The 26,628-nt window shown below is 71.7% G+C and carries 21 protein-coding genes; 13 read left to right on the top strand and 8 right to left on the bottom strand.

All coding sequences use genetic code 11. The annotated features are described in order from the left end of the window. Positions 1–108: 108 nt before the first annotated feature. The 3 genes from smc to AB0K28_RS15405 all read left to right on the top strand — a co-directional run bounded on the left by smc (position 109) and on the right by AB0K28_RS15405 (position 6,969). On the top strand, positions 109–3,789 hold the full coding sequence (smc, locus tag AB0K28_RS15395) for a chromosome segregation protein SMC (RefSeq protein ID WP_364369745.1): 3,681 nt from the start codon (positions 109–111) through the stop codon (positions 3,787–3,789). Between the two features lie 53 nt (positions 3,790–3,842). Next, the gene (gene ftsY, locus AB0K28_RS15400; RefSeq protein WP_364369748.1) at positions 3,843–5,024 is read left to right on the top strand and encodes a signal recognition particle-docking protein FtsY; all 1,182 of its coding nucleotides are present in this window, start codon (positions 3,843–3,845) and stop codon (positions 5,022–5,024) included. A 259-nt stretch (positions 5,025–5,283) separates the two neighbouring features. Beyond that, positions 5,284–6,969 carry a tetratricopeptide repeat protein gene (locus tag AB0K28_RS15405; protein ID WP_345389146.1) on the top strand — a complete coding sequence of 562 codons (1,686 nt, stop codon included), beginning with the start codon at positions 5,284–5,286 and terminating at the stop codon, positions 6,967–6,969. Between the two features lies 1 nt (position 6,970). On the opposite strand, the gene AB0K28_RS15410 is transcribed toward AB0K28_RS15405, so the two are convergent. Genes AB0K28_RS15410 through AB0K28_RS15420 form a run of 3 tightly spaced genes read right to left on the bottom strand, consistent with a single transcriptional unit; the run spans position 6,971 to position 9,824 of the window. Further along, positions 6,971–7,750 carry an ABC transporter ATP-binding protein gene (locus AB0K28_RS15410; RefSeq protein ID WP_364369751.1) on the bottom strand — a complete coding sequence of 260 codons (780 nt, stop codon included), beginning with the start codon at positions 7,748–7,750 and terminating at the stop codon, positions 6,971–6,973. Then, positions 7,747–8,790, bottom strand: a complete 1,044-nt coding sequence (locus AB0K28_RS15415) for an iron chelate uptake ABC transporter family permease subunit (protein WP_364369754.1) — start codon at positions 8,788–8,790, stop codon at positions 7,747–7,749. The genes AB0K28_RS15410 and AB0K28_RS15415 overlap by 4 nt, the downstream gene beginning before the upstream one ends. Next, positions 8,790–9,824 carry an iron ABC transporter permease gene (locus tag AB0K28_RS15420; protein WP_364369757.1) on the bottom strand — a complete coding sequence of 345 codons (1,035 nt, stop codon included), beginning with the start codon at positions 9,822–9,824 and terminating at the stop codon, positions 8,790–8,792. The genes AB0K28_RS15415 and AB0K28_RS15420 overlap by 1 nt, the downstream gene beginning before the upstream one ends. A 99-nt stretch (positions 9,825–9,923) precedes the next feature. Between AB0K28_RS15420 and AB0K28_RS15425 the strand changes: the two genes are divergently transcribed. Then, entirely contained in the window at positions 9,924–10,889 is a 966-nt protein-coding gene (locus tag AB0K28_RS15425) for an iron-siderophore ABC transporter substrate-binding protein (RefSeq protein ID WP_364369760.1), read from the top strand. On the opposite strand, the gene AB0K28_RS15430 is transcribed toward AB0K28_RS15425, so the two are convergent. After that, the gene (locus tag AB0K28_RS15430) at positions 10,879–11,952 is read right to left on the bottom strand and encodes a PLP-dependent cysteine synthase family protein (RefSeq protein WP_364369762.1); all 1,074 of its coding nucleotides are present in this window, start codon (positions 11,950–11,952) and stop codon (positions 10,879–10,881) included. The two genes, AB0K28_RS15425 and AB0K28_RS15430, sit on opposite strands and share 11 nt — an antisense overlap. 247 nt (positions 11,953–12,199) lie before the next feature. Between AB0K28_RS15430 and AB0K28_RS15435 the strand changes: the two genes are divergently transcribed. Then, on the top strand, positions 12,200–12,784 hold the full coding sequence (locus tag AB0K28_RS15435) for a sigma-70 family RNA polymerase sigma factor (RefSeq protein WP_345389138.1): 585 nt from the start codon (positions 12,200–12,202) through the stop codon (positions 12,782–12,784). A gap of 1 nt (position 12,785) precedes the next feature. On the opposite strand, the gene AB0K28_RS15440 is transcribed toward AB0K28_RS15435, so the two are convergent. Together AB0K28_RS15440 and AB0K28_RS15445 are read right to left on the bottom strand one after the other, a co-directional pair. Further along, positions 12,786–13,694, bottom strand: a complete 909-nt coding sequence (locus AB0K28_RS15440; protein WP_364369764.1) for a sensor histidine kinase — start codon at positions 13,692–13,694, stop codon at positions 12,786–12,788. Between the two features lie 54 nt (positions 13,695–13,748). Continuing rightward, complete coding sequence (locus tag AB0K28_RS15445) at positions 13,749–14,588, bottom strand: DMT family transporter (RefSeq protein WP_364369766.1); 840 nt, start codon at positions 14,586–14,588, stop codon at positions 13,749–13,751. Positions 14,589–14,672: 84 nt separating this feature from the next. On the opposite strand from AB0K28_RS15445, the gene AB0K28_RS15450 reads away from it, so the two are divergent. From AB0K28_RS15450 to AB0K28_RS15465, 4 genes are all read left to right on the top strand, one after another. After that, the gene (locus tag AB0K28_RS15450) at positions 14,673–15,248 is read left to right on the top strand and encodes an XRE family transcriptional regulator (RefSeq protein ID WP_364369768.1); all 576 of its coding nucleotides are present in this window, start codon (positions 14,673–14,675) and stop codon (positions 15,246–15,248) included. Between the two features lie 160 nt (positions 15,249–15,408). Further along, complete coding sequence (locus tag AB0K28_RS15455) at positions 15,409–15,714, top strand: hypothetical protein (protein WP_355426970.1); 306 nt, start codon at positions 15,409–15,411, stop codon at positions 15,712–15,714. A gap of 30 nt (positions 15,715–15,744) precedes the next feature. Continuing rightward, positions 15,745–16,536 carry a polysaccharide deacetylase family protein gene (locus AB0K28_RS15460; protein ID WP_364369770.1) on the top strand — a complete coding sequence of 264 codons (792 nt, stop codon included), beginning with the start codon at positions 15,745–15,747 and terminating at the stop codon, positions 16,534–16,536. A gap of 31 nt (positions 16,537–16,567) precedes the next feature. Then, positions 16,568–17,218 carry a DUF2461 domain-containing protein gene (locus AB0K28_RS15465; RefSeq protein WP_364369772.1) on the top strand — a complete coding sequence of 217 codons (651 nt, stop codon included), beginning with the start codon at positions 16,568–16,570 and terminating at the stop codon, positions 17,216–17,218. 4 nt (positions 17,219–17,222) lie between these two features. On the opposite strand, the gene AB0K28_RS15470 is transcribed toward AB0K28_RS15465, so the two are convergent. Together AB0K28_RS15470 and typA are read right to left on the bottom strand one after the other, a co-directional pair. Continuing rightward, on the bottom strand, positions 17,223–19,751 hold the full coding sequence (locus tag AB0K28_RS15470) for a hypothetical protein (RefSeq protein ID WP_364369775.1): 2,529 nt from the start codon (positions 19,749–19,751) through the stop codon (positions 17,223–17,225). 214 nt (positions 19,752–19,965) lie between these two features. After that, positions 19,966–21,816, bottom strand: coding sequence for a translational GTPase TypA (gene typA, locus AB0K28_RS15475; protein ID WP_345389122.1), 1,851 nt, complete (start codon positions 21,814–21,816; stop codon positions 19,966–19,968). Positions 21,817–21,993: 177 nt separating this feature from the next. On the opposite strand from typA, the gene AB0K28_RS15480 reads away from it, so the two are divergent. The 4 genes from AB0K28_RS15480 (at position 21,994) to AB0K28_RS15495 (ending at position 26,450) form a co-directional block, all read left to right on the top strand. Then, positions 21,994–22,737, top strand: coding sequence for an AMP-binding protein (locus tag AB0K28_RS15480; protein ID WP_364369778.1), 744 nt, complete (start codon positions 21,994–21,996; stop codon positions 22,735–22,737). Positions 22,738–22,789: 52 nt separating this feature from the next. After that, the gene (locus tag AB0K28_RS15485) at positions 22,790–25,204 is read left to right on the top strand and encodes a LuxR C-terminal-related transcriptional regulator (protein ID WP_364369781.1); all 2,415 of its coding nucleotides are present in this window, start codon (positions 22,790–22,792) and stop codon (positions 25,202–25,204) included. A gap of 78 nt (positions 25,205–25,282) precedes the next feature. After that, the gene (locus AB0K28_RS15490; RefSeq protein ID WP_345389116.1) at positions 25,283–25,648 is read left to right on the top strand and encodes an AMP-binding protein; all 366 of its coding nucleotides are present in this window, start codon (positions 25,283–25,285) and stop codon (positions 25,646–25,648) included. A 49-nt stretch (positions 25,649–25,697) separates the two neighbouring features. After that, a complete protein-coding gene (locus tag AB0K28_RS15495; RefSeq protein WP_364369784.1) occupies positions 25,698–26,450 on the top strand; it encodes an alpha/beta fold hydrolase in 753 nt (250 codons plus the stop codon). Positions 26,451–26,628: the final 178 nt, after the last annotated feature.

The following is a 26,628-nucleotide window of genomic DNA, read 5'->3' on the forward strand; positions in this document are numbered from 1 at the left end:
AACCCACGGCTGCGAGGTCACGCGCGGTCCCTGCGGCAGATGCCCACTCGCGGCGGCCGGGACCAGTAGGCTTTTCCGAGTCCGTTCCGGGGAGAGGGGGTCGCGCTCGTGTACCTGAAGACCCTCACCCTGCGCGGCTTCAAGTCCTTCGCCTCGGCGACCGCCCTGCGCTTCGAGCCCGGCATCACCTGCGTGGTCGGCCCCAACGGCTCGGGCAAGTCCAACGTCGTCGACGCCCTGGCCTGGGTCATGGGCGAGCACAGCGCCAAGTCGCTGCGCGGCGGCAAGATGGAGGACGTCATCTTCGCCGGCACGGCCAACCGGCCGCCGCTCGGCCGCGCCGAGGTCACGCTGACCATCGACAACAGCGACGGCGCCCTGCCGATCGACTACACCGAGGTCACGATCAGCCGGCTGATGTTCAGGTCGGGGCAGAGCGAATACGCGATCAACGGCGACACCTGCCGGCTGCTCGACATCCAGGAGCTGCTGTCCGACTCGGGCATCGGCCGCGAGATGCACGTCATCGTCGGCCAGGGTCAGCTCGACGCCGTGCTGCACGCGGGCCCCGAGGATCGCCGGGCGTTCATCGAAGAGGCGGCGGGGGTGCTCAAGCACCGCAAGCGCAAAGAGAAGGCGCTGCGCAAGCTCGACGCGATGCAGGCCAACCTGACGCGCGTCCAAGACCTCGCCACCGAGCTGCGCCGCCAGCTCAAGCCGCTGGGCCGGCAGGCCGAGATCGCCCGCAAGGCCGCCGTCATCCAGGCCGACCTGCGCGACGCGCGGCTCAGGCTGCTGGCCGACGACGTCTGCATCCTGCGCGCCACTCTTGAACGTGAGGCCGCCGATGAAGCCGCGATCACGGCCAGGCGGCAGCAGGTCGAGACCGAGCTGGCCGAGGCGCAGCAGCGCGAGGCGGCGCTGGAGGCGGCCGAGGCTGAGACCCAGCCCCGGCTGGCCGCCGCCCAGGAGACCTACTTCAGGCTCTCCTCGCTGCGCGAGCGCACCACCGGCCTTGAGCAGCTGGCCGCCGAACGCCACCGCCACGCGCTCGACGCCGCCGCCATCGAGCGGCGCGGGCGCGACCCCGAAGACCTGGAGCGCGAGGCCGCCGAGATGCGCGAGCGCGAGCAGTTGCTGCGGGCCGAGCTGGAGCAGGCCCAGGAGCTGCTCGACGACGCCGTCCAGCGGCGCGCCGCGGCCGAGGCCGAGCTGGGCGCCGAGGAGCAGCGGCTCGCGCTGGCCGCCAGGGCCGCCGCCGACCGCCGCGAGGGCCTGGCCAAGCTGCGCGGCCAGGTCGACTCCGTACGCAGCCGCGCGCGGGCCGCCGAGGAGGAGATCGGCCGCCTGCGCCAGGCCGTGGCCGACGCCGCCGAGCGCGAGCGCCGCGCCAGGGAGGACCTGGAGGCGCAGCGGCTGGAGGAGCCCGCCGTCGATCCCGGGCTGGCCGACGAGCTGGCCGCGGCGCAGGCCGCCGTCGAGGAGGCCAAGGCGGTGGCCGACGAGGCCCGCGCGGCGGCCGACGAGGCGCGCTCCGGTCTCGACGCGCCGCGTGCCGCCGTACAGGCCGCCAAGGCGGGCGTGGGCACCGCCCGCGCCGCCGACCAGGAGGCGCAGCGCGCGGTGGCGGCGCTGGCCGCCCGCCGCGACGCGCTGGAGATGAGCCTGGCCAAGGGCGACGGCGGGGCCGCGCTGCTCGACGCCGACCTCGGCGGGGTGCTGGGACCGCTGGCCGCCTCGATGCAGGTGACGCCGGGAGCCGAGCAGGCGGTCGCCGCCGTGCTCGGGCCGGTCGCCGAGGCCGTCACGGTCAAGTCGCTCGACACCGCCGTGGAGGCCCTTGAGCTGTTGCGCACCCAGGGCACCGGCCAGGCGACGCTCCTGGTGGCGCTCGCGAACGGCCACGGAGGAGACCCGCGTGGCGCGGCGCCGGGCGGTGGCCGGTGGGTGGCCGACCTGGTGACGGTGCCCGAGCATCTGCGGCCCGCGCTCGACCACGTGCTGGCGGGCGTCGTGCTCACCGACGATCTCGACGGCGCGCGGGCGCTGGTCGAGCGGCATCCCGAGCTGCGGGCGGTCACCAAAGACGGCGATCTCGTCGGCGCCCACCTGGCGACCGGCGGGTCCAGCGGCGGCACCTCCGTGCTGCAGGTGCGGGCCGCGCTCGACGAGGCCGTCGCCGACCTCGAGGCGGCCGAGTCCAGGGCCGAGCAGAGCGCCGTGGCGCTGGATGAGGCGATGGCCGCGGAGCAGGCCGCCCAGTCCGCTCTGGAGGCCGCCCAGGCCCGCGTCAACGAGGCGCAGACGGCCGTCACCACCGCCCAGGCCGGGGTGAGCGCCGCGCAAGGCGCGCTCGACCAGATCAGGGGTCGTCAGCGCGAGGCCGACCAGGCCAACGCGGCCGCGGCCAGGCGGCTGGCACAGATCGAGGCCGCCGCGGGCGCCGCCCGCGACGAGGCCGAGCGGCTGACCGCGAGCGTGGTCAGGGCCGAGGAGGCCCGCACCGAGCGGCTTGAGGAGCTGGCCGAGCTGGAGGTCCGGCTGGCCGAGGCCGAATACGCCCAGGAGCTGGAGTCCGAGCCCACCACCGACCTGCGCGACGAGCTGGCGAGCGCCTGTGAGGCGGCCAGGCAGCGCGAGATGGACACCCGTCTCCAGGTGCGCACCGCGGAGGAGCGCGTCAAGGGCATCGAGGGCCGCGCCGACGGCCTGCTGCGGGCCGCGCGGCGCGAGCGCGAGGAACGCGCCCAGGCGGCCGCTCAGCGGGCCAGGCGCAGGCGTCAGGCGGCGCTGGCCGAGGCCGTCAGCAAGGGCGCGAGGAAGGTGCTCGCGGCGCTGGCCCGGTCGATCGCGCTGGCCGAGCGCGAGCGCGACGAGGCCGAGCTGGCCAGGGTCGCGGTCGACGCCGAGCTCAAGCAGGTCAGGGTCCGCGTCCGCGAGCTGGGCCAGGAGCTCGACAAGCTGGTCAACCGGGTCCACGGCAACGAGATGGCCCGCACCGAGCAGCGGCTGCGCCTGGAGCAGATGGAGCAGCGGGCGCTGGAGGAGTTCGGCGTCGAGGCCGAGGCGCTGGTCGCCGAATACGGGCCCGACGCGCCGGTGCCGGGCGAGCCGCCGGTCCCCTACGTACGCGAGGAGCAGGAGAAGCGGGCCAGGGCGGCCGAGCGGCAGATGAACCAGCTCGGCAAGGTCAACCCGCTCGCGCTGGAGGAGTTCGCGGCCCTGGAGGAGCGCCACGCGTTCCTCAACTCCCAGCTCGAAGACCTCAAGAAGACCAGGCGCGACCTGCTGACCGTGGTCAAGGAGGTCGACGACCGGGTGGAGCAGATGTTCGCCTCGGCCTACGAGGACGTCGCCCGCGAGTTCGAGCAGATCTTCACCAGGGTCTTCCCCGGCGGCGAGGGCCGGCTGGTGCTGACCGAGCCGTCCGACATGCTGACCACGGGCATCGAGGTCGAGGCGCGGCCGCCGGGCAAGAAGGTCAAGCGGCTGTCGCTGCTGTCGGGCGGCGAGCGCTCGCTGACGGCGGTGGCGTTCCTCATCTCGATCTTCAAGGCGCGGCCGTCGCCGTTCTACGTCATGGACGAGGTCGAGGCAGCCCTCGACGACACCAACACGCAGCGGCTGCTGACCCTGTTCGAGGAATTGCGGCGGAGCTCACAGCTCATCGTCATCACCCACAACAAGCGCACGATGGAGATCGCCGACGCCCTCTACGGCGTGTCGATGCGCGGTGACGGCGTGACACAGGTGGTCAGCCAGCGGCTCAGGGAGCGAGAGTCCGCCTGATCGGTGTGGCCTTGTGCGTGACCATGCCGGACGATCTGGAAAACTGACATCTTGTGGATGGTTACCTCGGTGTGATCGTGATCGTGGCCGTCGTCGCCGTGCTGGCGGTCGGCGGTCTGTTCCTGCTGTTCAGGCCGGGCCGTAAGGCGGCCCCGCCGGTCAAGCCGCCGGAGACCCCGGTGCTGCCGGAGGAGGAGGCGAAGCGGCCCGCCGGCGCCGGTGAGGAGGCCGAGGGCGCGACCACCACGCTGCCGCCGCCTGAGGTCAAGCCGGCCGAGCCGCTCATCAAGGAGCCCGAGGTCGAGACGCCGCCGCCGTCGGCGGGCCGCATGGTGCGGCTGCGCTCGCGGCTGGCCCGCTCGCAGAACGCGCTCGGCCGTGGCCTGCTCGAGCTGCTCTCGCGCGACCGCCTCGACGACGAGGTGTGGGACGAGATCGAGGAGAGCCTGATCAGCGCCGACGTGGGCGTCGCGCCGACCCAGGTCATGGTGGAGGAGCTGCGCACCCGGGTGAAGGTGCTCGGCAGCCGCAGCCAGGATGAGGTGCGCGGCCTGCTGCGCGAGCAGCTGCTCGCCCAGGTCAACCCCGACCTCGACCGTACGCTGCGGGTGCAGAAGCACGGTGAGCGGCCGGCGGTCGTGCTGGTCGTGGGCGTCAACGGCACCGGCAAGACCACCACCACCGGCAAGCTGGCCCGTTCGCTCATCGGCGACGGGAAGAAGGTCGTGCTGGGCGCGGCCGACACGTTCCGCGCCGCCGCCGCCGACCAGCTCCAGACGTGGGGCGAGCGGGTGGGGGCCGACACCGTGCGCGGGCCCGAGGGCGGAGACCCGGCGTCGGTGGCGTTCGACGCGGTGGCCAAGGGCATCGAGGAGAAGGTCGACACGGTCATCGTCGACACCGCGGGCCGCCTGCACACCAAGACCGGCCTCATGGACGAGCTGGGCAAGGTCAAGCGGGTCATCGAGAAGAAGGCCACGGTCGACGAGGTGCTGCTCGTCCTCGACGCCACCACCGGCCAGAACGGCATGCGCCAGGCGCAGGTGTTCGCCGAGGTGGTCAACATCACCGGCATCGCGCTGACCAAGCTCGACGGCACCGCCAAGGGCGGCATCGTGATCTCCGTGCAGCGGGAGCTGGGCGTGCCGGTGAAGCTCGTGGGGCTGGGCGAGGGGCCTGACGATCTGGCGCCTTTCGACCCCGAAGTCTTCGTGGACGCGATTTTGGGGGAGTGAGTTACGGATACGCCGTAATTCAAGGTGAAGGAGCCCTTACCAGATAAGCCTTGATCGACCGGTTTTTCTTGTGTTGACATATATCGTCATCAAAGATCGTTCGGTCCCAATTGGAACGTGAAAGGCCGCTCATGAAGAAGATCGTCGTCCACCGGCCAGGAACTGTGAAGCCGACCGCTGCGGCGGCTCCGAGGCACAGCGCCTGAGCTGCGCGGGCCGGCGTCTCCGCGGGGGCGCCGGCCGAAGCGGAACCACCCCTGTGGAGACGATCCTCATCGACGCGGACCGCCGGATCGGCGGCCCGTACACGCTGGCCTCGGCCCTGCTCGCGCGGCTCGTTCCCGCCGCGCTGGAAAGCGCGCCTGAGCTGGTCGCCGCGCACGACATCGAGATCAGGGCCGCCGCGCCCTCATTGCGGGACGTCGTGCCCGCACGCCGGCACTCGCTGGCCGACGACCTGCCGAGAGCGCAGCGCGTGCTGGTGCCGGGCGCGCGGCGCAGCCTGCGGATGGCCAACGGGCTGGCGGAGTTCGTCCGTGATCACCTGACCCGCACCGGGCCGCTCACCTTGCGCGTGACGAACCTGGGCGAGGCCGACCACACCGACACCGAGCTGGTGGCCGTGCTGCGGCGCCGGCTCGACCCCGCCCTGCTGCGCGTCGAGGAGGGACCGTCGGCGCCTGGCTCGGGGCCGCTGCGGGCCGACTTCGACCGCTACCGCGACGAGGGCTTCCACCACGCCATGGCCGAGTCGGGCCTCGAGGTGCTGCGCGGGCTGGCGTACGAGGACGATCCGGAGCGCTGGCAGGTGCTCGTGCAGCGGGTCGCCGCCGCGCTGGAGGCGATCGAGCGCGAGGACGAGGCCCGCGACCTGTACGACAGGGCCAGGCGGCTGAGCACCGACCCCAAGCACCGCGCGACGATCGCGTACGCGACGGCCATGATCCTCGTCCGTCACCACGACCCGGCGGCCCGCGACCCCGAACAGGCGCTGGCCTGGATCAACGAGGCCGTCACCATCACCTCGCTGCTGCCCGACCCCCGCGAGCGCGCCTTCCACCTCGGCTTCGACCTCAACGGCAAGGCCCTGGTCGAGCTGCGCAGGGGCCGCCGCGAGTCGGCCATGGACCTGGTGGCGCAGGCGATCGAGCTGGCCGAGACGCACCTGCGCGACGAGCACCCGATCCACAAGCTCATCCTGTACGCCAACAGGGCCCAGCTGCTGGCACTCGGCGGGCGCAGGGAGGAGGCGCTGGCCGGCTACGACCGGGCGATCGCCGCCGACCCCGGCTACCCCGACTATTACCTCGACCGGGGCAACCTGCTGCACGCCATGGGCCGCTCGGCCGAGGCGCTGGCCGACTACGAGAGCGTGATGCGGCTCAGCCCGCCCTTCCCCGAGGCGTACTACAACCGCTCCGAGGTCCGCTACGCGGCCGGCGACCTGGGAGGCGCGCTCGCCGACCTCGACCACACGCTGGAGCTCGACCCCGACTTCGGCCCCGCGTACGTCAACCGCTGCGGCCTGCACGTCGCCGCCGGAGACTACGCACGGGCGCGGCAGGACGTCGAGCGCGGGCTGTCGCTGGCCCCGCACGACCCCTACCTGCTGTGCGTGCTGGGGCAGGTCGAGCTGGCCGAGGAGCGCTACCCGGAGTCGCGGCTGGCCTTCGACCGGGCGCTTGAGCTCGATCCCGAGCTGGTGGCGGCCTGGGCGGGGCGGGCGGAGCTGGCGTACGAGCGGGGCGACAACGAGCTGGCGGTGGCCGACCTGACGCGGGCGCTGAAGCTGGGGGAGACGGCGGAGCTGCTCTTCAACAGGTCGCTGGCGTACCGCGCGGCGGGACTGACCGGGCAGGCCCGCCAGGACCTGCTCAGGGCCGCGGAGCTGGCTCCTGACGACGCGGACGTCCGGGCCGCGCTGGCCGAGCCGGCCGACGGCTGAATCAGAGCGGGCGGATCGGGACGACCAGCGGGGTGCCGGCCACCGGGTCGGGGATGACCTTGGCGTCCAGCTCGAACACCTCGCGCAGCAGCTCCTCGGTGAGCACCTCGTGCGGGTTTCCCGAGGCGAAGACCCGGCCTGACCGCATGGCGACCAGGCGGTCGGCGTAGCGGGCGGCGAGGTTGAGGTCGTGCAGGACCATGACGACCGTACGCCCGCCCTCCTCGTGCAGGTGCCGGACCAGCTCCAGCACCTCCACCTGGTGCGCGAGGTCGAGGAACGTGGTCGGCTCGTCGAGCAGCAGCAGGTCGGTGCCCTGGGCGAGGGCCATGGAGATCCACGCCCGCTGCCGCTGCCCGCCGGACAGCTCGTCGAGCGGACGTTCCGCGAGGTCGGCGAGGCCGGTCATGTCGAGGGCCGCCGCGACCGCGCCCTCGTCGTCGGACGACCACTGCCGGTACCACGTCTGGTGCGGGTGACGTCCCCTGGCGACCAGGTCGGCGACGGTCAGCCCCTCGGGGGCGGTGGGCGACTGGGGGAGCACGCCGAGGATCTTGGCCACCTCGCGGGTGGGGATCTTGTCGATGCGCTTGCCGTCCAGCAGCACCTCGCCGCCCTGCGGCTTGAGCAGCCGGCCCAGCGCGCGCAGCAGCGTCGACTTGCCGCAGCCGTTCGGGCCGATGATGGTGGTCACCGTGCCCGCCTCGATGCCGAGGTCGAGCCCGTCCACGATGAGGCGGTCGCCATACCCGAGCTTGACGTCGGCGGCCTGCAGTCTCACTTTCGCGACCTCCAGATCAGGTGGATCAGGTAGGGGGCGCCCAGCACGGCGGTGACGATGCCGACGGGCAGTTCGATGGGGGAGAACAGGGACCTGGCGAGCAGGTCGGCGCCCGTGGTGAGCACCCCGCCGACGACCGCCGAGCACAGCAGCGGCGGCTGCCCGGAGCGGACCAGGCGCAGCGCGATCTGCGGCGAGGCCAGCGCCACGAACGCGATCGGCCCGGCCGACGCGGTCGCCACGGCGGCCAGCAGCACGGCGGCCAGGATCATCAGGGCCCTGGCCAGGTTCGTTCGGATGCCGAGCGCGGTGATCGTGTCGTCGCCGAAGCGCAGGGCGTCGAGCGAGCGGGTGCCGAGCAGGGTGAGCGGCACCAGCACGACCAGGGCCAGCGCGGTCGGGACGACGTGCTCCCAGCCGCGGCCGTTGAGCGAGCCGCTGATCCACACCATGGCGCGGCCGGTGTCGTTGACGTCGCCGACGGTCAGCAGCCAGAACTTGACGTTGGTGAAGACCGCGGCCACGCCGATGCCGACCAGCACCAGGCGGTAGCCGTCCAGGCCGCGCCGCCAGGCCAGGCCGTACACGATGGCCGCGCCGATCAGGCCGCCCAGCAGCGCGAGCGCCGGGATGCCGAGGCCGGCCAGCAGGCCGCTGACGCCGCCGTACACGCTGCCGCTGAAGACCACGCCGGCCACCACCGTGACCGAGGCGCCGGTGGTGACGCCGAGGATCTCGGGGCTGGCGAGCGGGTTGCGGGCGATCGACTGGATGATGGCGCCGGACAGCGCGAGCGCGGCGCCGACGAGGGCGCCGGTGAGCGCGCGCGGCAGGCGCAGCTCCATGATGACGAAGTGGGCGGGGCTGCCCGCGTCGAACGTGCCCGCGAGCACCTCGGGCAGCGTCATGTCGATGTCGCCGATGCGCATGTTCAGGGCCATGAGCAGGGCGAGCAGCAGGGCGCCCGTGACGGTGACGGCGACGCCGCGCAGCCGCAGCCGCCAGGACAGGCCGCCGAGTCGCAGGGGGAGGGTGGTCATCACAGGCGTACGGGCTTTCTGCGGCGTACCAGGGCGACGAAGAAGGGCGCGCCGAGCAGCGCGAGCACGACGCCCACCTCCAGCTCGCCGGGCGGCGCGACGACGCGGCCGATGACGTCGGCGACCAGCAGCAGGGCGGCGCCGATCAGCCCCGAGTACGGCAGCAGCCACCGGTGGTCGGTGCCGGACAGCGGCCTGGCCAGGTGGGGCACGATGAGCCCGACGAAGGCGAGCGAGCCGCAGGCGGCCACCGCCGCGCCCGACAGCAGGGTGACGGCGGCGACGCCGACCGTGCGGGTCATGGCGATGTTCTGGCCGAGGCTGCGGGCGACGTCCTCGCCGAGGGAGAGCGCGTTGAGGCCGGGCGCGTTGATCATCGCGAGCACTAACCCGGCCAGGATGAACGGCAGCACCTGCCAGGCCACGTCGGCGCCCCTGGCGGCGATGGAGCCGGCCTGCCAGAAGCGGAAGACGTCCATCGCCTGCTCGTCGAGGAGCACGATGGCCGAGGTCAGCGCGTAGAGCAGGGCGCTCACGGCGGTGCCGGCGAGGGCCAGCGTGACCGGCGTGGGCCCGCCCCTGCCGCCCACCATGCCGAGCGCGAAGACCGCGACGCTGGCCACGAGCGCGCCGGCGAGGCCGAACCAGATGTAGGCGAGCAGGCTCGACGTGCCGAGCAGGATGATCGACGACACCATGGCGAACGCGGCGCCCTGCGTGACGCCGAGCAGGCCGGGGTCGGCGAGCGGGTTGCGGGTGTGGCCCTGCATGAGGGCGCCCGCCACGCCGAGCGCGACACCGGCCATGACGCCGAGCGCGGTCCTGGGCAGCCGCAGGGAGCGGATGACGATGTCGTTCTCGGTGCCGGTCGGGGCGGTGATCGCGTGCCAAGCGTCGGCGAGCGGCACGGACTTGGACCCGATCGTGATGCTCAGCAGCACACCGATGGCGACGGCCGCGAGCAGGGCGGCCAGCAGGCCGAACCGGCGCCGCTGGATGCCGTGGAGGCGCGGGGCGACGGCGGTTGCGCTCACCCGATGCCCTCCTGACGTTTGCCCGATCCCGCTGAAGTATGCCAGCTTAGGCAGGGCTAACCTAATTTAGGCTTACCTTACTTCGGGGAAAGGGATCTGATGAAACCGTTGCGCGTGCTGGTCGGCGCCGTTCTGCTGGTGGGACTGGCCGCCTGCGGTGGTTCGGCGGACCCCGGCCCCGCCCCTTCGCAGAGCGCGGCGCCGTTCAGGACCGTGCGGCACGCGATGGGGGAGACGGTCATCCCCGCGCAGCCCAAGCGGGTGGTCGCGCTCGACCAGAGCTTCGTGGACGCGGTGCTGACGCTGGAGACGCCGGTCGTGGGGTACACGACGTACCGGTCGATCGACACGAAGCTGCCCGACTACCTCGGCCCGGTCGTCCAGAGCCATGGGCAGGAGGCCACCGCGGTCGGCACGCTGGAGCAGCCGAGCCTGGAGAAGATCATCGCGCTCAAGCCCGACCTGATCGTCTCGGCGAAGGTCAGGCACGAGGCTCTGTACGACCGGCTCTCGAAGATCGCCCCCACGGTGTTCAGCGAGACGACCGGGGCCATCTGGAAGGACAACCTCCGGCTCATGGGCCAGGCCCTGGGCAAGGAGGACCTCGCCGAGACGCGGATCAAGGCGTACGAGGAGCGCGCCGCCACGATCGGCGAGCAGATCAAGGAGAAGGAGGGCGAGCTGCCCACCATCTCGATCGTCCGCTTCGCCGGCGAGCCCACGACCCGTCTGTACGTCGAGAACTCCTACTCGGGCCTGGTCATGAAGGACGTCGGCTTCCCGCGCCCCGAAGGCCAGCCCACCGTCCAGGACGCCATCGCGGTGAACGTCAGCCAGGAACGCATCAGCGACCTCGACGCCGACCACATTTTCGTGGCGACCTACCCCGACCCGGCCTCCGACGGGCCGAAGGAGAAGTTCACCGGCAACCCGCTGTGGGCCAAGCTCAAGGGGAAGAAGCACGAGGTCAGCGACCTCACCTGGATGACCGCGGTGGGCATCCAGGGGGCGCAGGCGATGCTGGACGACGTTGCCGAACTGTTCGGCGTCGACGCTAGCCGTTGATGAACCGGCGCAGCTCCTCAAGGTGTGGCTCGATGTCCATGCCCTGGGAGGCCAGCCAGCCGGGGTTGCCGTAGGTGCCCTTGTAGCGGTCGCCGCTGTCGCACACCAGCGTCACGATGCTGCCCTGCTCGCCGGCCGCCCGCATCTCCTCGATGAGCTGCACGCAGGCCGCCATGTTGGTGCCGGTGGAGCCGCCGACGTCGAGCCCGGTCACCTCGCGGGTCCAGTGCATGGCGGCGATCGAGCGGGCGTCCGGCACCGCGATCATCCGGTCGATGACCGTGGGGAGGAACGACGGCTCCACCCGGGGCCGTCCGATGCCCTCGATGCGCGAGCCGGGGGCCGTGACCGCCGTGTCGCCGGAGACCCAGCTCGGGTAGAACGCCGAGCCCTCGGGATCGACGACGGCCAGGCGGGTGGGGTGGCGGCGGTAGCGGATGTAGCGGCCGATGGTCGAGGACGTGCCGCCGGTGCCGGCGCCCACCACGATCCAGGACGGCTCGGGGTGCGGCTCCAAGGACATCTGTGAATAGATCGATTCAGCGATGTTGTTGTTGCCCCGCCAGTCGGTGGCCCGTTCGGCGTAGGTGAACTGATCCATGAAGTGGCCGCCGGTCTCGGCGGCCAGACGGTGAGATTCGTCATAGATCGCGCCCGGATCGTCAACCAAATGACATTTCCCGCCGTAGAACTCTATGAGGTGACACTTCTCCGGCGACGTGGAGGCGGGCATGACCGCGATGAACGGAAGACCGAGCAACCGGGCGAAGTACGCCTCGCTGACGGCGGTGGACCCGCTCGACGCCTCGACGATGGTCGTGGTGGGGCCGATCCAGCCGTTGGCCAGGCCGTACAGGAAGAGGGAGCGGGCCAGCCGGTGCTTGAGTGAACCGGTAGGGTGCACCGACTCGTCTTTCAGATAAAGGTTTACGCCCCACTGCGGGGGCAGCGGAAAGACGTGCAGATGTGTGTCGCAACTACGGTTGGCGTCGGCCTCGACCTTGCGTATGGCCTCAGCCACCCAGTGGCGTGTACCCGTCTCATGCCGGTCCACGAATCTCATGGCCATACGCTATCCCATGTGACACTCGCCACTATTCCTGTGGAATTGGGTGGGTAGTGTTATGATAATGAGACTTGTCCGGCCGTGGACGTGACCACGCACGCCGCGAGCAGATGGACGTAACCCCTACTGACCACAGGCGGACCTCGCTAACGCGCCCCTTACCGGGGGCTTGCGATGATGGAACCGCCGTCAGGCGGCTTGTGCCGAAACGGGGGATAGCGCAAGGGGGAATGAATTGATCACCATGACCGATGAGCAGCGACAGGATTGGTTCGAGCGGGACGTCGTGCCCGTGACGTCGCAGCTGTTCGCCTCCGCCATGCGCCTGACCCGCAACACCGCGGACGCGGAGGACCTGGTGCAGGAGACGGTGGCGAAGGCGTACACGTCGTACCACCAGTTCCGCGAGGGCACCAACCTCAAGGCCTGGCTGCACCGCATCCTCACCAACAACTTCATCAACGACTACCGCAAGAAGCAGCGTTCGCCCAAGCTGTCCGCCGCCGAGGACATCGAGGACTGGCAGCTGCACGCCGCCGAGTCGCACAGCTCCACCGGTCTGCGGTCGGCCGAGACCGAGGCGCTCGACCGGCTGCCCGACAACGTCGTCATGAACGCCCTGCGCTCCCTCCCCGAGGACTTCCGCGTGGCCGTCTACCTGGCCGACGTCGAGGGCTTCGCGTACAAGGAGATCGCCGAGCGCATGGGCACGCCCATCGGCACCGTGATGTCGCGGCTGCACCGCGGCCGCCGCCAGCTTCGGGGGATGCTGGAGGAGTACGCCCGCGAGGAGGGCGCCGTGCGCCTGCCCGCGCAGCGGGCCGCCTGACTCACCTCTCCGTCCTCAGATGGAGGCGGACCCGTAACAGACCGTCCTCCGCGCGCAGATCCACCAAGTCGCACAACTGCCTGCTGATCCAGAGCCCGTATCCCCGAGGGGATTCGGGCTCTGGTGGTATGTAGCCGGGCAACGGGTCGTCCAGCGCGCCTCCCGGGTCGGCGATCTCGCAGATCAGCTCGCCCTCACGCAGCCACATCGCGACCGTGCCGTGGCCGGCGCCGTGCTCGACGCTGTTGGCGGCGATCTCGGAGACGCTGATCACCAGCGAGGTGATGAGGTCGTGGTCCATGCCCGCCGCCCTGGCGTAGTCGCCGACGCTCTGGCGCAGGCGTTTCAGCTCGCGTCCCGTGAAGCGGACGATCCGGGCGTCGGGTGCGGGTGCGGGCAGGGGCGCGTGGTCGTCGTCGAACGCCAGGTCCTGAGGGTGGACGAAGCGGGTGCTCGTCACCTCGCCGTCAGACCCGAGCAGGACCGGGTGGATGACCGGGCCGTACTCCACGACGGGCTCGGGGACCCGGCGCACGTCGTACGGGCACATCACGATCGCGGGCGCGCGGTGCAGGGCGGCGTTGAGCACCGAGTCGCATCGGATCAGCTCCCTGAGGTCGCGCTCGCTCCTGTCCGTCCAGGCCGGCTCGCCGATCACCAGCGTGGGCCGGCCGCGGGTGTAGTCGTGATAGGCGGCCAGCATCCGGTACGGATGGGCGTACCAGGCGGCGGGGGTGCGGCTGTCGATGCGGCCGGCGTCGGGCCCGAGCGCCGCGGCCAGCAGGCCGAGCTTGGCGGCGCCGGTGACGACCAGCACGCGCCTGCCTTCGTCCAGCGCGGAACGCACGCGCGGCACGGTCAGAGTCACGAAGGACTCCTCCGAGTCGTACGGCACCGCGACGTGCTTCAACGACCCACCATCGGAACGTGCCCGGTCAGGGCGCACGGGCGAAACGTAGCAAGGCTAGGGGTGCTGTGCAACGGCTATGAGCGCCACCGCGGCCAGTGCGCAGACGACGCCGGTGATCTGGACGGACCGCAACCGCTCGCCGAGCACCCGGTTGGCGAGCAGCAGCGTGCTGGCGGGATAGAGCGAGACGAGCACCGCGACCAGGCTCAGCAGGCCGTCGCGCTGGGCGAGCAGATAGAGCACGTTGGCCGCCATGTCGAGCACGCCGGCCGCCGCGATGACGCCCAGCGAGCCCGGCACCGGCCTGAGCCCGCGCCTGGTCAGCAGGGCCAGCAGGGCGACGACCGACACCGACGACAGGCGGGCGCCGACCAGCGGCCACATGCCGGCGTCGTCGGGCGCCATGGCGAGCAGGATGAAGAAGCCGCCGAAGCCCGCGCCGGCGGCCAGCGAGATCAGCACCGAGCGCGGCGTGACCTTCCCGCCGCCCGAGCCGTCCTGGCTGACCAGCAGCACCGCGCCGAGCGCCAGCACCACGCCGACCAGCGCCCACGGGCCGGGACGGTCGCCGGTGGCCAGACCGAACACGACCGGCAGCGCGGCCGAGGTGACCGCGGTCGTCGGAGCCACCACGGACATCACGCCCGTGGCCAGCGCCCGGTAGAACAGCACCAGCCCGGCCGCTCCCGCGAGGCCGGAGGCGAGGCCCCAGGAGAGCGCCTGGGCGCTGTACGTGCCGGGCAGCAGCGGCAGCAGGGCGAGGACCAGCGCCAGGCCCGCCGTCTGGGAGAGCACGACGACGGAGAGCACCTGCGAGCGCCGGGTGGCCAGGCCGCCGAAGAAGTCGGCGGTGCCGTAGACGATGGCGCAGGCGGTTGCCAGGATGACGGTCACCAGGGGGAGTCCTCTCTGTTGCACTAATAGTGCAACCTACAGAGTACAGTGCACTGCACGACACATTCACTACACTGCACTGACATGGAAGACCCCGAGCTGATCACCCAGGCCATCGCCAACAACGTGCGCGCCCAGCGGGCCCACCGCGGGCTCACCCTCGACGCGCTGGCCGCCAGGTCGGGCGTGAGCCGGGGCATGCTCGTCCAGGTCGAGCAGGGCCGCACCAACCCCAGCGTGTCCACCCTCACCCGCATCGCCTCCGCGCTCGGCGTCACCGTGGCCAGGCTGGTGGAGGTCGCCGACGTCCCCATGGTGCGGGTCGTCCAGAAGAGCGACGTGGTCACCTTCGACCAGGGCGACGTGCAGGCGCGGCTGCTGGTCGGCGCCGACATGCCGCTGATCCTGGAGCTGTGGGACTGGCGCCTCGCCCCCGGCGAGCACCACGACGGCGACGCCCATCCGCCCGGCACCCGCGAGATGCTCACCGTCCTGCAGGGCGAGCTGACGCTGATCGTGGCCGGCAAGAGCCACGTGGTCGGCGAGGACGCCGCCGTGCTCTTCACCGCCGACCGCCCCCACCGCTACGCCAACCAGGGCGATGCGGCCCTCAGGTTCGTCATGGCCGTGGCCGAGCCGCGCGCCGCGAACGACGCCTGAGATCCCTGATCAATAAGCGCGAAAGCCCTCCGGATGACCCGGTGGAGTTTCATGATTACTCCATGCTTTGGACGGCTGAGGCCCGTGGCTGGGTACATCCCCAGTGTGCGCCGACCGTGCTCCGCGGCCCGGTGGGCGCGACGTCGGCAGGGGGTGACGTGTGAGTGAGGCTCGAGCGGCGACGGAGAAGCTCCAGGCGGAGCTTCATGGCCTGGGCGTCACCAGCGCTTACGAGGTGGGGGACGGCGAGACCATCTCGGTGTGGATAGGGCTGGTCGTACGTTATAGAGATGGTTTTTACCGTTGGCAGGAAGGACCGGTGAAACGTCGGCATCTGGGTACGGATCCGCTTGGATGTGCCATGCGCGTGGCGCGCCGCTTCCAGGAATTGCAGGCCGATATCCCACTCTGGTGGGACGACCTGGCCAGGGAACTGCGGGGGGTGCCGGTCCAGGACTATCCATAGGCCCCCGCATGCGGCGTTCCGGGGGGAAGCATGCGCGTTTGGGCCTTGCCGCTGGCCCTGCTCGCGCTGGCCGTCTGCGTCACCCACGCGGTGCCGCGACGCCAGCACCAGCACATGAAGGTCACACCCATCAAGCCCGCCACCATCGATCCCGTGACGTTCGCCAAACGGCTGGTGTCGATGCAGGCGGGCTGGCCGCGCAGCCGGAACTTCGACTGCTCCAAGCTCAAGTGCGTGGCACTCACCTTCGACGACGGGCCGGGCGAGCACACCTGGCGGCTGCTCGACCTGCTGCGCAGCCGTGACGTCAGAGCCACCTTCTTCGTCATCGGCCAGATGGTGGCGGCCGACAAGGGCGGCCACACCGTACGCCGCATCGTGGACGACGGTCACGAGATCGGCAACCACTCCTGGAGCCATCCGCCGCTCGCCGAGCTGCCGCCGCACCGGGTCAAGCAGGAGCTGCGGCACACCGAGCACATCGTGCGGCAGCTCACCGGGGTGCGGATGCGGGTGATGCGGCCGCCGTACGGGTCGACCGACGAGCAGGTCGCGGCCGAGACCAGGCGCGAGGGCCTGGCCCAGATCCTGTGGAACCTCGACACCCTCGACTGGCGTGACCGCGTCACCGAGACCGTCGCCAAACGGGCGTCGCACGCCAAGCCCGGCTCGATCGTGCTGCTGCACGACATTCACCGCACCACCGTGGACGCCATGCCGAAGGTGCTCGACACCCTCGCGAGGAGGGGCTTCACCTTCGTCACCGTCTCGGAGCTGTACGGCAGGACACCGTCACCGGGGAAGATGTACACCGAACGCTGAGTTGTCGGTGCCGCATGGCACCCTTGACCTCATGGGATTCACCGGCTTCCCCGACGAGGCGTTCCTGTTCTACGAGGGGCTCGAGGCTGACAACTCCAAGACCTACTTCGCCCAGCACAAGCAGCTCTACGAGGAGGCCGTACGCGCGCCCATGCTGGCGCTGGCCGACGAGCTGGGCCCGGAGTTCGGTGAGGTCCACCTGTTCCGGCCCTACCGCGACGTGCGCTTCGCCAAGGACAAGTCGCCCTACAAGACCCACCAGGGCGCCTTCGCCGGCCTGATGCCCGGCATCGGCTACTACGTCGAGCTGAGCGCGGCCGGCGTCTTCGCCGCGGGCGGCGTCTACACCGGCGCGTCCGACCAGGTGGCCCGCTATCGCGCCGCGGTCGACGAAGACGTCTCGGGCAAGCCGCTGGCGGCGCTCACCGAACGGCTGGTGACCGCGGGCTACGAGCTGATGGGCGACCGCCTCAAGACCAGGCCCAGGGGCTTCGACGACGACCATCCGCGCATCGGCCTGCTGCGCCACCGCTCGATCTACGCCGGGGTGCGGTGGGAGCCGGAGCCGTGGGTGCACACGCCCGAGGTGCGTGCGCGGGTCGAGCGCTCGTGGCGCGCCTTCGGGCCGCTGGTGGAGTGGCTGTGCACGCACGTACGCGGGAGCGAGCTGTCCCGCCGCTGAAGGGTCAGCGGGGAGCGCTGATGGTCACCTGGTCGCCTTTCAGTATCCGGTCCACGGTCTGACCGGCGGCCGACGACGCGGCGGTCGTGCCGGCGGCCAGCACCAGGGCCAGCGCGGGGGCGGCGAGGCTGCGCACACTGCGCAGCGTGCGCACCCGCGCCCACGGCTCGCCCGCCAGGTGCATGATCCGCCACTCCCAGAACAACCCGAGGCCGACGCAGACCAGCATCACCTGGCCCACCACGATCCCCACCACCTGCATCTTGTCGAAGGCGCCGATGTCGGGCTCGGCCAGCGTCGGCAGATAGCCCGACAGCTCGGTGAGCAGCGCGGCGGCGGCCAGGTGCAGGGCCTTGGTCATGGGCTGGGTGCCGCGTACGCGCGGGTAGAAGTAGCCGTACAGGAAGCCGAACGCCGGCAGGGTGAGCAGATAGCGGCTGTCGAAGACGAAGCTGGTCAGGTCGGCGCCCTCCGGCCAGCCGTACACGATGGCGAAGGGCAGGCTGAGCAGCAGGCTGACGGTGAACGCGGGCACCGCGTTGTGCCAGGGCGGGCAGCCGGCCGAGGTGGCGAACGCGGTCTCGGGGTGTCTCCCGTGCTCGTTCATGGCCCCCTCCAGGGCGCTGCGCTGCTGCTCGAACGCGGGGATCGACAGCTCGCCCGCGCCGATGCGGGTGCGTCCCGTGCGATAGAGCTCCTGCTCGGAGACCAGCAGCAGCCGCCGGTGCAGCGCGGCCCTGACGAGCCGGCGGTGCTCGTCCTGGTCGGCGGGCTCGGGTACGGCCGGGCGCGGGCCGGTGAGCAGCCAGCGGGCGGTGGCCCAGGCGACGAGCGAGGTGATCGCGAGCAGCGGCAGCGGCACGTCGATGTCGGCCAGCGTGATGCTGCCGCCCGGCGTGATGTAGAGCACCATCAGCACCGCGATCATGGTGGACTCGGCCACCGGGTCACCGACGGCCGAGCCCTGCCTGCCGAGCCGCCACAGCCGCAGCACCAGCATCACGAACCCGAGCAGCAGCAGGCCCAGCACACCGCGCACGATCGGGGTGAGCACGAGGCTGCCGATCCGTGGCTCGGGTTGCGAGACGGCGAGGCTCCACGACCCGGCGTCCAGCCACTCGGTGGGCCAGCCCTGCACGAGCAGGCTGATGAGCACGGCCCCGACGACGACCTGGCGGCTCCACCGCTTGGTCGCCACGGCCATCGCCGCCACCGGGATCATCGCCCAGCCGAGTGCCAGCACCAGCCGGATGCTGTCGGGCGGGTAGACCCCGCCGAGCAGCGCGCGCAGCCACAACGCCAGCGCCAGCAGCCCGATCGCGGCTTCGGCCGACAGCATCGCCAGCCGGATTATCACCGGCCGCACCCCGAGGTCCACGCTGAACGCGACCGCCGAGCCGGCCGCCGCGAGCGCCGCCACGGCGCCGCCGGCCAGCAGGGCCTGCCCGGGGAGCTGGCCGTGCAGCCACGACCAGCTCAGCATGCCGAGCCCGATCAGCACGCCCGCGCCGGTGACCACGAGCAGGTCGCGGGTGGTCCACGGCGGGCTGGTCGGGATCACCCGGCCGGCGTGCCGCAGCGCGAGCAGGGGCACGGCGACGAAGAGGATCACGTACGCGAGTGCCGACCAGTCCTCGGCGGCCAGCGGGATCAGCAGCGCGGGCGCGGCCAGCGCCAGCCCGGCGCCCAGCTCCCTGTTGTGGATGCGCGACCACCAGCCCTCGCCCAGCGAGCGCAGCAGCACCGCGGCCAGCGCGATCGCGGTCAGCACGCCGAGCGCGGTGGCCCACGAGAAGTCGTCGGGCGCGGCCACGTCGGCGAAGCCGTACGAGGCGGGCGCCAGCGTCATGCTCACCGGGTAGGCCCCGACGGTGAACGCCAGCCGCTCCCGCCGCTCCTGCTCCGGCGTGATGCCTTCCAGCCGCAGCACGGCCCACTCGCCGGGCAGCACCGCGATGGAGCGGCCCGTGACGATGAGGGGGAACGCGTTCGGCGCCGCGAAGTGCAGCCTCAGCAGCGCGTCGGTGCCGAGCTGGCGCAGCAGCGTCACGGTGAACGTGGCGGTGGTGCCCCGCTGGTCCGAGCCGAGCAGCGGCGCGAGGCGGGTGGTGGGCGCGAGGGCGGCTCCGTCCACCTTGATCGCGCCGAACGCGGCGTCGGTGACCTGCTGCAACGTCGCAGGGAAGCCGGCGCCGTGGCGCAGCGTCTCGATGAGCGGGTCGTCGCGGACCATCGTGAGCCGGTGCACGACCGTCACCTTCACCTGCCGCTGGCGGGGGTCGATGCGCCCTTCGGGCACCTCGTTCAGGTCGGCATCGGCGGCCGCGGCGACCGTGACCTCGGTCGCGGCCGTACGTGCCCAGCCCACCTCGGGATCGGCGCGGGCGGCGGCGGCCACCCACGGGTTGGGCGCCGCGGTGCCCTGGGGCGGTGCGGGCCCCGCTACGGGTCTGGCTGCCACGGTGCACCACACGATCGCCCCGAACGACACCAGAGCCAGCCCGAACGCGATAGCAGTCCGGAGCTTTCCCACAAATGGATGATTCTCCGGCGAACGCGAATGTTCTATGTCATGTGGTCACGGTGTGATTACAGCTGTTCCCATGACAACATTTCTTGACGACGCGACCCGGAAGGGCGTTTTCATCGCAGGTGGCCGAGCCGCCACGTTGACTGCCGTCACTAACCAGCAAGCCGCGCTTTGCCGGCATAAAGCAAACGAAACGCGGCTTGCAGGGAATCGTGCGTCAGGCGCGCTTGGCGCGGGCCGCGGCCCGGCCGCGCGTGGCGGCGTCGAGCACGACCTTGCGGATGCGTACGTGGTCGGGCGTTATCTCCACGCACTCGTCCTCGCGGATGAACTCCAGCGCCTGCTCCAGCGACAACACCCGCGGCGGAATCACCTTCTCCGTCTCCTCGCTCGTGGAGGAGCGCATGTTGGTGAGCTTCTTCTCCTTGGTGATGTTGACGTCCATGTCGTCGGAGCGGGAGTTCTCGCCGATGATCATGCCCTCGTAGACCTCGGTGCCGGGCGAGACGAACAGCGTGCCGCGCTCCTGGAGGTTGAGCATCGCGAACGCGGTGACCGGGCCCGACCTGTCGGCGACCAGCGAGCCGTTGTTGCGGGTGCGCAGCTCGCCGAACCACGGCTCGTAGGAGTCGAACACGTGGTGCACCAGGCCCGTGCCGCGGGTCTCGGTGAGGAACTCGGTGCGGAAGCCGATCAACCCGCGGGCCGGCACCACGAACTCCATGCGGATCCAGCCGGTGCCGTGGTTGGTCATGTGCTCCATGCGGCCCTTGCGCACGGCCAGCAGCTGGGTGACCGCGCCCAGGTATTCCTCGGGGCAGTCGACCGTCAGCCGCTCGACCGGCTCGTGCACCTTGCCGTCGATGACCTTGGTGACCACCTGCGGCTTGCCGACCGTCAGCTCGTAGCCCTCGCGGCGCATCTGCTCGACCAGGATGGCCAGCGCCAGCTCGCCGCGGCCCTGCACCTCCCAGGCGTCGGGGCGGTCGGTGGGCAGCACGCGCAGCGAGACGTTGCCGACCAGCTCCTTCTCCAGCCGGTCCTTCACCATGCGGGCGGTCACCTTCGAGCCCTTGACCTTGCCGACCAGCGGCGAGGTGTTGGTGCCGATGGTCATCGAGATGGCCGGCTCGTCGACGGTGATCAGCGGCAGCGGGCGCGGGTCGTCGGGGTCGGCCAGCGTCTCGCCGATCATGATTTCGGGGATGCCGGCGATCGCGATGATGTCGCCGGGGCCCGCCTCCTCGGCCGGCTTGCGCTCCAGCGCCTGCGTCATCAGCAGCTCGGTGATCTTCACCCGCTGGATCGACCCGTCGGTGCGGCACCACGCCACCTGCTGGCCCTTGCGCATGACCCCCTGGTGGATGCGGCACAGCGCGATGCGGCCGAGGTAGGAGGAGGCGTCGAGGTTGGTGACGTGGGCCTGCAGCGGCGCGCTCGGGTCGTAGGTGGGCGCCGGGATCGTCGACTTGATGATGTCGAACAGCGGCTCGAGGTCCTCGGAGTCGGGCATGCCGCCGTCGTCGGGACGCTCCATCGAGGCCCGCCCGGCCTTGGCCGAGGCGTAGACGATCGGGAAGTCGATCTGCTCCTCGGTGGCGTCGAGGTCCATGAACAGCTCGTAGACCTCGTCGACGACCTCTTTGATGCGGGCGTCGGGCCGGTCGACCTTGTTGATGCACAGGATGACCGGCATCTTCGCGGCCAGCGCCTTGCGCAGCACGAACCGCGTCTGCGGTAGCGGCCCCTCGGACGCGTCGACCAGCAGCACCACCCCGTCGACCATCGACAGCCCCCGCTCGACCTCGCCGCCGAAGTCGGCGTGGCCCGGCGTGTCGATGATGTTGATGGTCATGCCGCCGTGCTGGACGGCGGTGTTCTTCGCGAGAATGGTGATGCCCTTCTCGCGCTCGAGGTCGTTGGAGTCCATGACGCGGTCGTCGACGTCCTGGTTGGCGCGGAAGGCCCCGGACTGCCAGAGCATGGCGTCGACCAGCGTGGTCTTGCCATGGTCGACGTGCGCGATGATCGCGATGTTCCGCAGGTCGTCGCGGCTGTTCAAAGGCATGATGACGTCTCGCTCTGTGTCGTGGGGGCGGCCGCGCGAAGTCGCGACCTCATAAGTCTAGTTGATCCCCTCGGCTGGCAGGCGCGAGCCGGGAACCTCCGCGACGGCCCGCGACTACATAGCGGCCTGCACAATCCTGCGCATGGCAAGTGCGGCCCGGATCCCTAGATTGGCGGCATGACCTGGACAGAGCTCGTGATGGCGGCGGCACCGATGCAGGGCGATCAGCCGGCGGTGAGCGACGTCAGGACCGGCGAGGTGCTGTCCTACGCGGCCTTCTCCAGACGGGTGACCAGAGCGGCGGCCGGGCTGCAGGCGCAGGGCCTGCGTTACGGCGAGCGGGTGCTCGTCGACGTCCCGCTGGGCGCGGCCCTGCCGGTGGCGGTGCACGCGGTGGCCTGGGCGGGCGGCATCGCCGTGCTCGGCAGCCACGGCGAGTCGCGCATCTCGATCACCTACGACCGCTACGACCCGGCCGCGGTCAAGGCCGACCTCGTCTTCTCCTTCCGTCCCGTCCCGGGGGCCCGGCCGTTCAGCGAGCTGGTGGGGCCGGCGGTGGTCGAGTTCGGCCCGCTGGCCGGGCCCGCGCTCACGCTCGACGGCTCCCGGCTGCTCGACAACGCCGAGCTGGCGACCGACCTGCGCAGGCTCGCCACCCGTCTGGTCGTCGGCAAGGACGACGTGCTGATCAGCGCGGTCAGCGAGCCGTTCCGCGGCCTGCGCACGATCGATTTAGCGATGACGGCGGGCGCCCACGTCGTGGTCGCCCACGAGCCGAGCCTGGTGGGCTGCCGGGTGCTGGCGCAGGAACGGCGGGCCACGGTGGTCGTCGCCCCCTACGACCTGGCCAGGAGGCTGCTGGGCGACCCCACCCTGCGGGTGGTCGACGAAAGGGCGGTCGTCAGTTCGCTTGGCCTGTGAAAAGTGCGACACTGTGCGAGAGTGTGATCCTTCCGCGACGCAGGGTGAGCACATGCCAGATTCCCCCCAGCACAACCTGCCGGTCGAGCCCAACCGGTTCGTCGGACGTGAGCGTGACCTCGACGACCTGCGCGAGCTGATCGGCGAGACGCGCGTGGTGACGCTGTGCGGGGTGGGCGGCATCGGCAAGACCCGGCTGGCCCTGCGTGTCGCGGCCGGGCTCGTGCCGTCCTTTCCCGGTGGCGTCTGGCTGGTCGAGCTGGCCAGGATCGCCCGGCCCGAGCTGGTCGAGCGGGAGATCGCCCAGGTGCTCGGCGTGGCGGAGGAGCAGGGCGCCCCGCTCCTCGACACCGTCACCGCCCGGCTGCGCGACCAGCGCTGCCTGCTGCTGCTCGACAACTGCGAGCACCTCGTCGACAGGTCGGCGCAGGTCGCGGCGGCGCTGGTGTCGGCCTGCCCGTCGCTGCGCGTGCTGGCCACCAGCAGAGAGCCGCTGCGCATCGCCAGCGAGCTGATCTGGCGGGTGCCGCCGCTCGACGTGCCGGAGGAGGCCACCGCCGACGCCGAGTCCGTGCGGCTGTTCCTCGACCGGGCGGCGGCGGCCGGCACCCGGCTGGGGCCCGAGAGCCTGCCCGACGTGGTGCGCCTGTGCCGGGCGCTCGACGGGCTGCCGCTGGCGATCGAGCTGGCCGCGGCCCGTACGACCGTGCTGAGCCCCGCCCGCATCGCGGGCCGCCTCGACGACCGCTTCTCGCTGCTGACCACCGGCGGGCGCACGGCCCCCGCCCGGCAGCGCACGCTGCTCGCGACCGTCGAGTGGAGCTACGACCTGCTCTCGCCCGGGGAGCAGGTGCTGCTGCGGCGGCTGTCGGTGTTCGCCGGCGACTTCGACCTGGAGCTGGCCGAGCGGGTGTGCGCGGCGCCGCCCATCGCGGCCGACGAGATCCTCGACCTGCTCGGTGGCCTGGTGGACAAGTCACTGGTGCTCTGCGACGGCGCCCGCGGCCGCTACTGGATGCTGGAGACCATCAAGCGGTACGCGCTCGAACGCCTCGACCGGGCGGGCGAGCGCGGCGCGCTGCGCGAGCGGCACCTGCACGTGCTCTGCGACCTGATGGAGCGCCACTTCGCCGTCGAGATGGTGGAGCCCAGGCAGCCGTGGTCGCGCAGGCTGGCGGCGGCCAGGGCGAGCCGCGGCCTGATGGACGACCAGCGGCTGGCGCTCGACTGGGCCGCCGAGTCAGGCAACGTGGTCATGGGGCTGCGGCTGTGCCGCACGAGCACGGGCCTGCTGCCGCTGGGCGGCAACGTGACGGAGATCGTCGGCTGGGTCGAGCGGCTGCTCTCGCTCGACCCCGGTGACGTGCCGGCCGAGGAGGTCGCCCACTCGCAGGCGTACCTCGCCTATGGTCTCGAAGCGCGCGACGAGCTGAGCAGGTCGCTGGAGATGGCCGGGCGCAGCCTGGCCGGGCTGCCTCCCGACCAGGTGTTCCCGCGCTGCGTCATGCACAGCCTCATGGTCGTGGTGCTGCTGCGCATGGGGCGGGCGGAGGCGGCGCTGCACCACGCCGAGGAGGGCCTCGCGCTGGCCATCCGCTCGGGCGACACCTGGAACCAGGCGGCGGGCCTCGCGGGGCTGTCGGCGGTGGCGCTGGTCCGCGGCCGGCTGCGCGAGGCGCAGCGGCTCGGCGAGGACGCGCTGGCGCGGGCGCGCGAGCACGGCCACCGCTGGATCATGGCGCGCACCGCCGCCCAGCTCGGCTCCGTGGCCGAGGCCAGGGGCGACCTGGTGACCGCCAAGAAGCAGTACGAGCGGGCCGTGCCGTGGCTGCGCGAGCTGGGCGGCGACCTGGAGCTGGCGCGCTGCCTGGCCAGGATCGGCCGGGTGGCGGCGCTGCTGCACGAGTTCGGCGTGGCCCGCGAGCGGCTGGCCGCCAGTCTCGCCCTGGGCCGGGCGACCGGGCAGCGCCAGGGGGTGGCCCGTTGCCTGGTGGGGCTGTCGGTGCTGGCCGAGTGCGAGGGCGACCTGGAGGGCGCGGTGCTGGCGGCAGCGGCGGCGGCCGTCCTGCGCGAGTCGATCGGCCAGCACGCGGCCACGAGGAGGATCGAAGAGCTGCTCGGCCGGGCGAGGACGAAGCTGGGCGAGGGCCGCACCACCGCGTTGTGGTCGCGGGGACGGGCGACGCGCCCGTACGACGCGGCGCGCCACGTGCTGGAGGGCGCGCGGCCACCGGCGGCGGCGCCCGCGCCGGCCGAGCCGGTCAGGCGCTCGCTGCTGACCGCCCGCGAGCTGGAGATCGCCGGCCTGCTCACCCGGGGTCTGTCCAACCGGGCGATCGCCGAGGAGCTGGTGATCAGCCCGGCCACGGTGGCCCGCCACATCGCCAACATCATGGAGAAACTGGGCTACACCTCGCGGGCGCAGATCGCGGTGTGGGCGGCGGAACAGCCCAGGTCCGCCCAGTAACGGAGCGGCCGCTTCTGCATACGGATCTGCATATTCCGCCCCATGTGTGCACAGGTCACCCTCCTTACGGTGTTCCCCATGGATGAGCGCATCGTGATGGTGGATTCCGGCACCGGCCTGAAGCTCACCGAGGAGCAGCTGGACGAGCGGTCCGCGGTCGCGGCCGTCCAGCTGCGGCGCAGCGGGGTGCGCGCGGGTGACACCGTGCTCATCTGCCTGCCGGTCGGGCCCGACCTGCTGGTGGCGACCGATGCGGTGATCGCCGCGGGCGGCGTGGTGTGGCCGCTGCCCGCCCATCTCGACGCGGCCGAGCTGCGCCGGCGCATCCTGGACAGCGGCGCCCGGGTGATGATCTCCAACGTCCGCGAGGCGCTCGACGCGGCCGAGGAGTCGCGGGTGCGGATCGTGGTGAGCATGGCCGATCTGGTGCCGCGGCACCCCTGAGCTGGAGGGTCGCGCGAGGACCGGGGGGCGGCGAATCTAAGCTCGTGTCATGCCGTTCGCGCCCAGCTTCCCCGTCATGCTCAGAACCGAGGACGGCGTCCGCATCGACGCCGCGCACACCCCCTCTATCAGCACCGATCTCGGCATCGTCGTGGCGCACGGCTTCACCGGCTCGTGGCGGGAGCGCAGCGCCCGCCGCATCGTCCACGTGCTGAGCCGCTACGGCGGCGTGGTGGCCTTCGACTTCAGGGGCCACGGCCGCTCCGGCGGCGAGACCACGGTCGGCGACCTGGAGATCCTCGACGTGGAGGCGGCGGTCAGGCACGCCAGGGTGATCGGCTACCGGCGGGTCGCGGTGGTGGGCTTCTCCATGGGCGCGGCGGTGGCCGTGCGGCACGCGGGGCTGCGCGGCGGCGTGGACGCGGTGGTCGCGGTGAGCGGCCCGGCCCGCTGGTACTACCGGGGCACCCGGCCGATGCGGCAGGTGCACTGGGCGATCGAGCAGCCGGTCGGCCGGTGGGCGGCCAGGGTGGCCAAGCGCACCCGCATCGCGCGCGGGCAGTGGGACCCGATCCCGATGCCGCCGCACGAGGCGGCCGGGCTCATCTCGCCGGTGCCGCTGCTGATCGTGCACGGCGACGCCGACCACTTCTTCCCGCTGGATCACGCCCAGCAGCTGTACGCGGGCGCCAAGGAGCCGAAGGAGCTGTGGGTGGAGCCCGGCTTCGGGCACGCGGAGTCGGCGGCGACCCCCGATCTCATCCGCCGGATCGGCAAGTGGCTGACAACTCACCCTTCCTGAGTAATACCCGTCATCCTGCGGCGTACGGATGGAAACCGCCGGGAGAAAGTCTCCGGGGGAGCAAAGTGTCGTTGCTCTTGCCGTGGGACATACTGCTGTGGTCGGTCCGTAGCGGTCGCGTCACGCATGGTGCTCCGCCGCCGGCGGGACCTAGCGTCGCGGGGGCGCGCTAGGTCCG

Source organism: Nonomuraea sp. NPDC049504 (genome assembly GCF_040676845.1).
In the GTDB taxonomy this organism is placed as follows: domain Bacteria; phylum Actinomycetota; class Actinomycetes; order Streptosporangiales; family Streptosporangiaceae; genus Nonomuraea; species Nonomuraea salmonea.

Bases quoted from the DNA above. Each gene is read 5' to 3' on its own strand.
- AB0K28_RS15415 (WP_364369754.1), bottom strand. From the start codon at position 8,790: ATGACCACCCTCCCCCTGCGACTCGGCGGCCTGTCCTGGCGGCTGCGG.
- AB0K28_RS15435 (WP_345389138.1), top strand. From the start codon at position 12,200: ATGACCGATGAGCAGCGACAGGATTGGTTCGAGCGGGACGTCGTGCCC.
- AB0K28_RS15485 (WP_364369781.1), top strand. From the start codon at position 22,790: ATGCCAGATTCCCCCCAGCACAACCTGCCGGTCGAGCCCAACCGGTTC.
- AB0K28_RS15430 (WP_364369762.1), bottom strand. From the start codon at position 11,952: ATGAGATTCGTGGACCGGCATGAGACGGGTACACGCCACTGGGTGGCT.
- AB0K28_RS15450 (WP_364369768.1), top strand. From the start codon at position 14,673: ATGGAAGACCCCGAGCTGATCACCCAGGCCATCGCCAACAACGTGCGC.
- AB0K28_RS15460 (WP_364369770.1), top strand. From the start codon at position 15,745: ATGCGCGTTTGGGCCTTGCCGCTGGCCCTGCTCGCGCTGGCCGTCTGC.
- typA (WP_345389122.1), bottom strand. From the start codon at position 21,816: ATGCCTTTGAACAGCCGCGACGACCTGCGGAACATCGCGATCATCGCG.
- AB0K28_RS15490 (WP_345389116.1), top strand. From the start codon at position 25,283: ATGGATGAGCGCATCGTGATGGTGGATTCCGGCACCGGCCTGAAGCTC.
- AB0K28_RS15480 (WP_364369778.1), top strand. From the start codon at position 21,994: ATGACCTGGACAGAGCTCGTGATGGCGGCGGCACCGATGCAGGGCGAT.
- AB0K28_RS15465 (WP_364369772.1), top strand. From the start codon at position 16,568: ATGGGATTCACCGGCTTCCCCGACGAGGCGTTCCTGTTCTACGAGGGG.
- AB0K28_RS15495 (WP_364369784.1), top strand. From the start codon at position 25,698: ATGCCGTTCGCGCCCAGCTTCCCCGTCATGCTCAGAACCGAGGACGGC.
- AB0K28_RS15425 (WP_364369760.1), top strand. From the start codon at position 9,924: ATGAAACCGTTGCGCGTGCTGGTCGGCGCCGTTCTGCTGGTGGGACTG.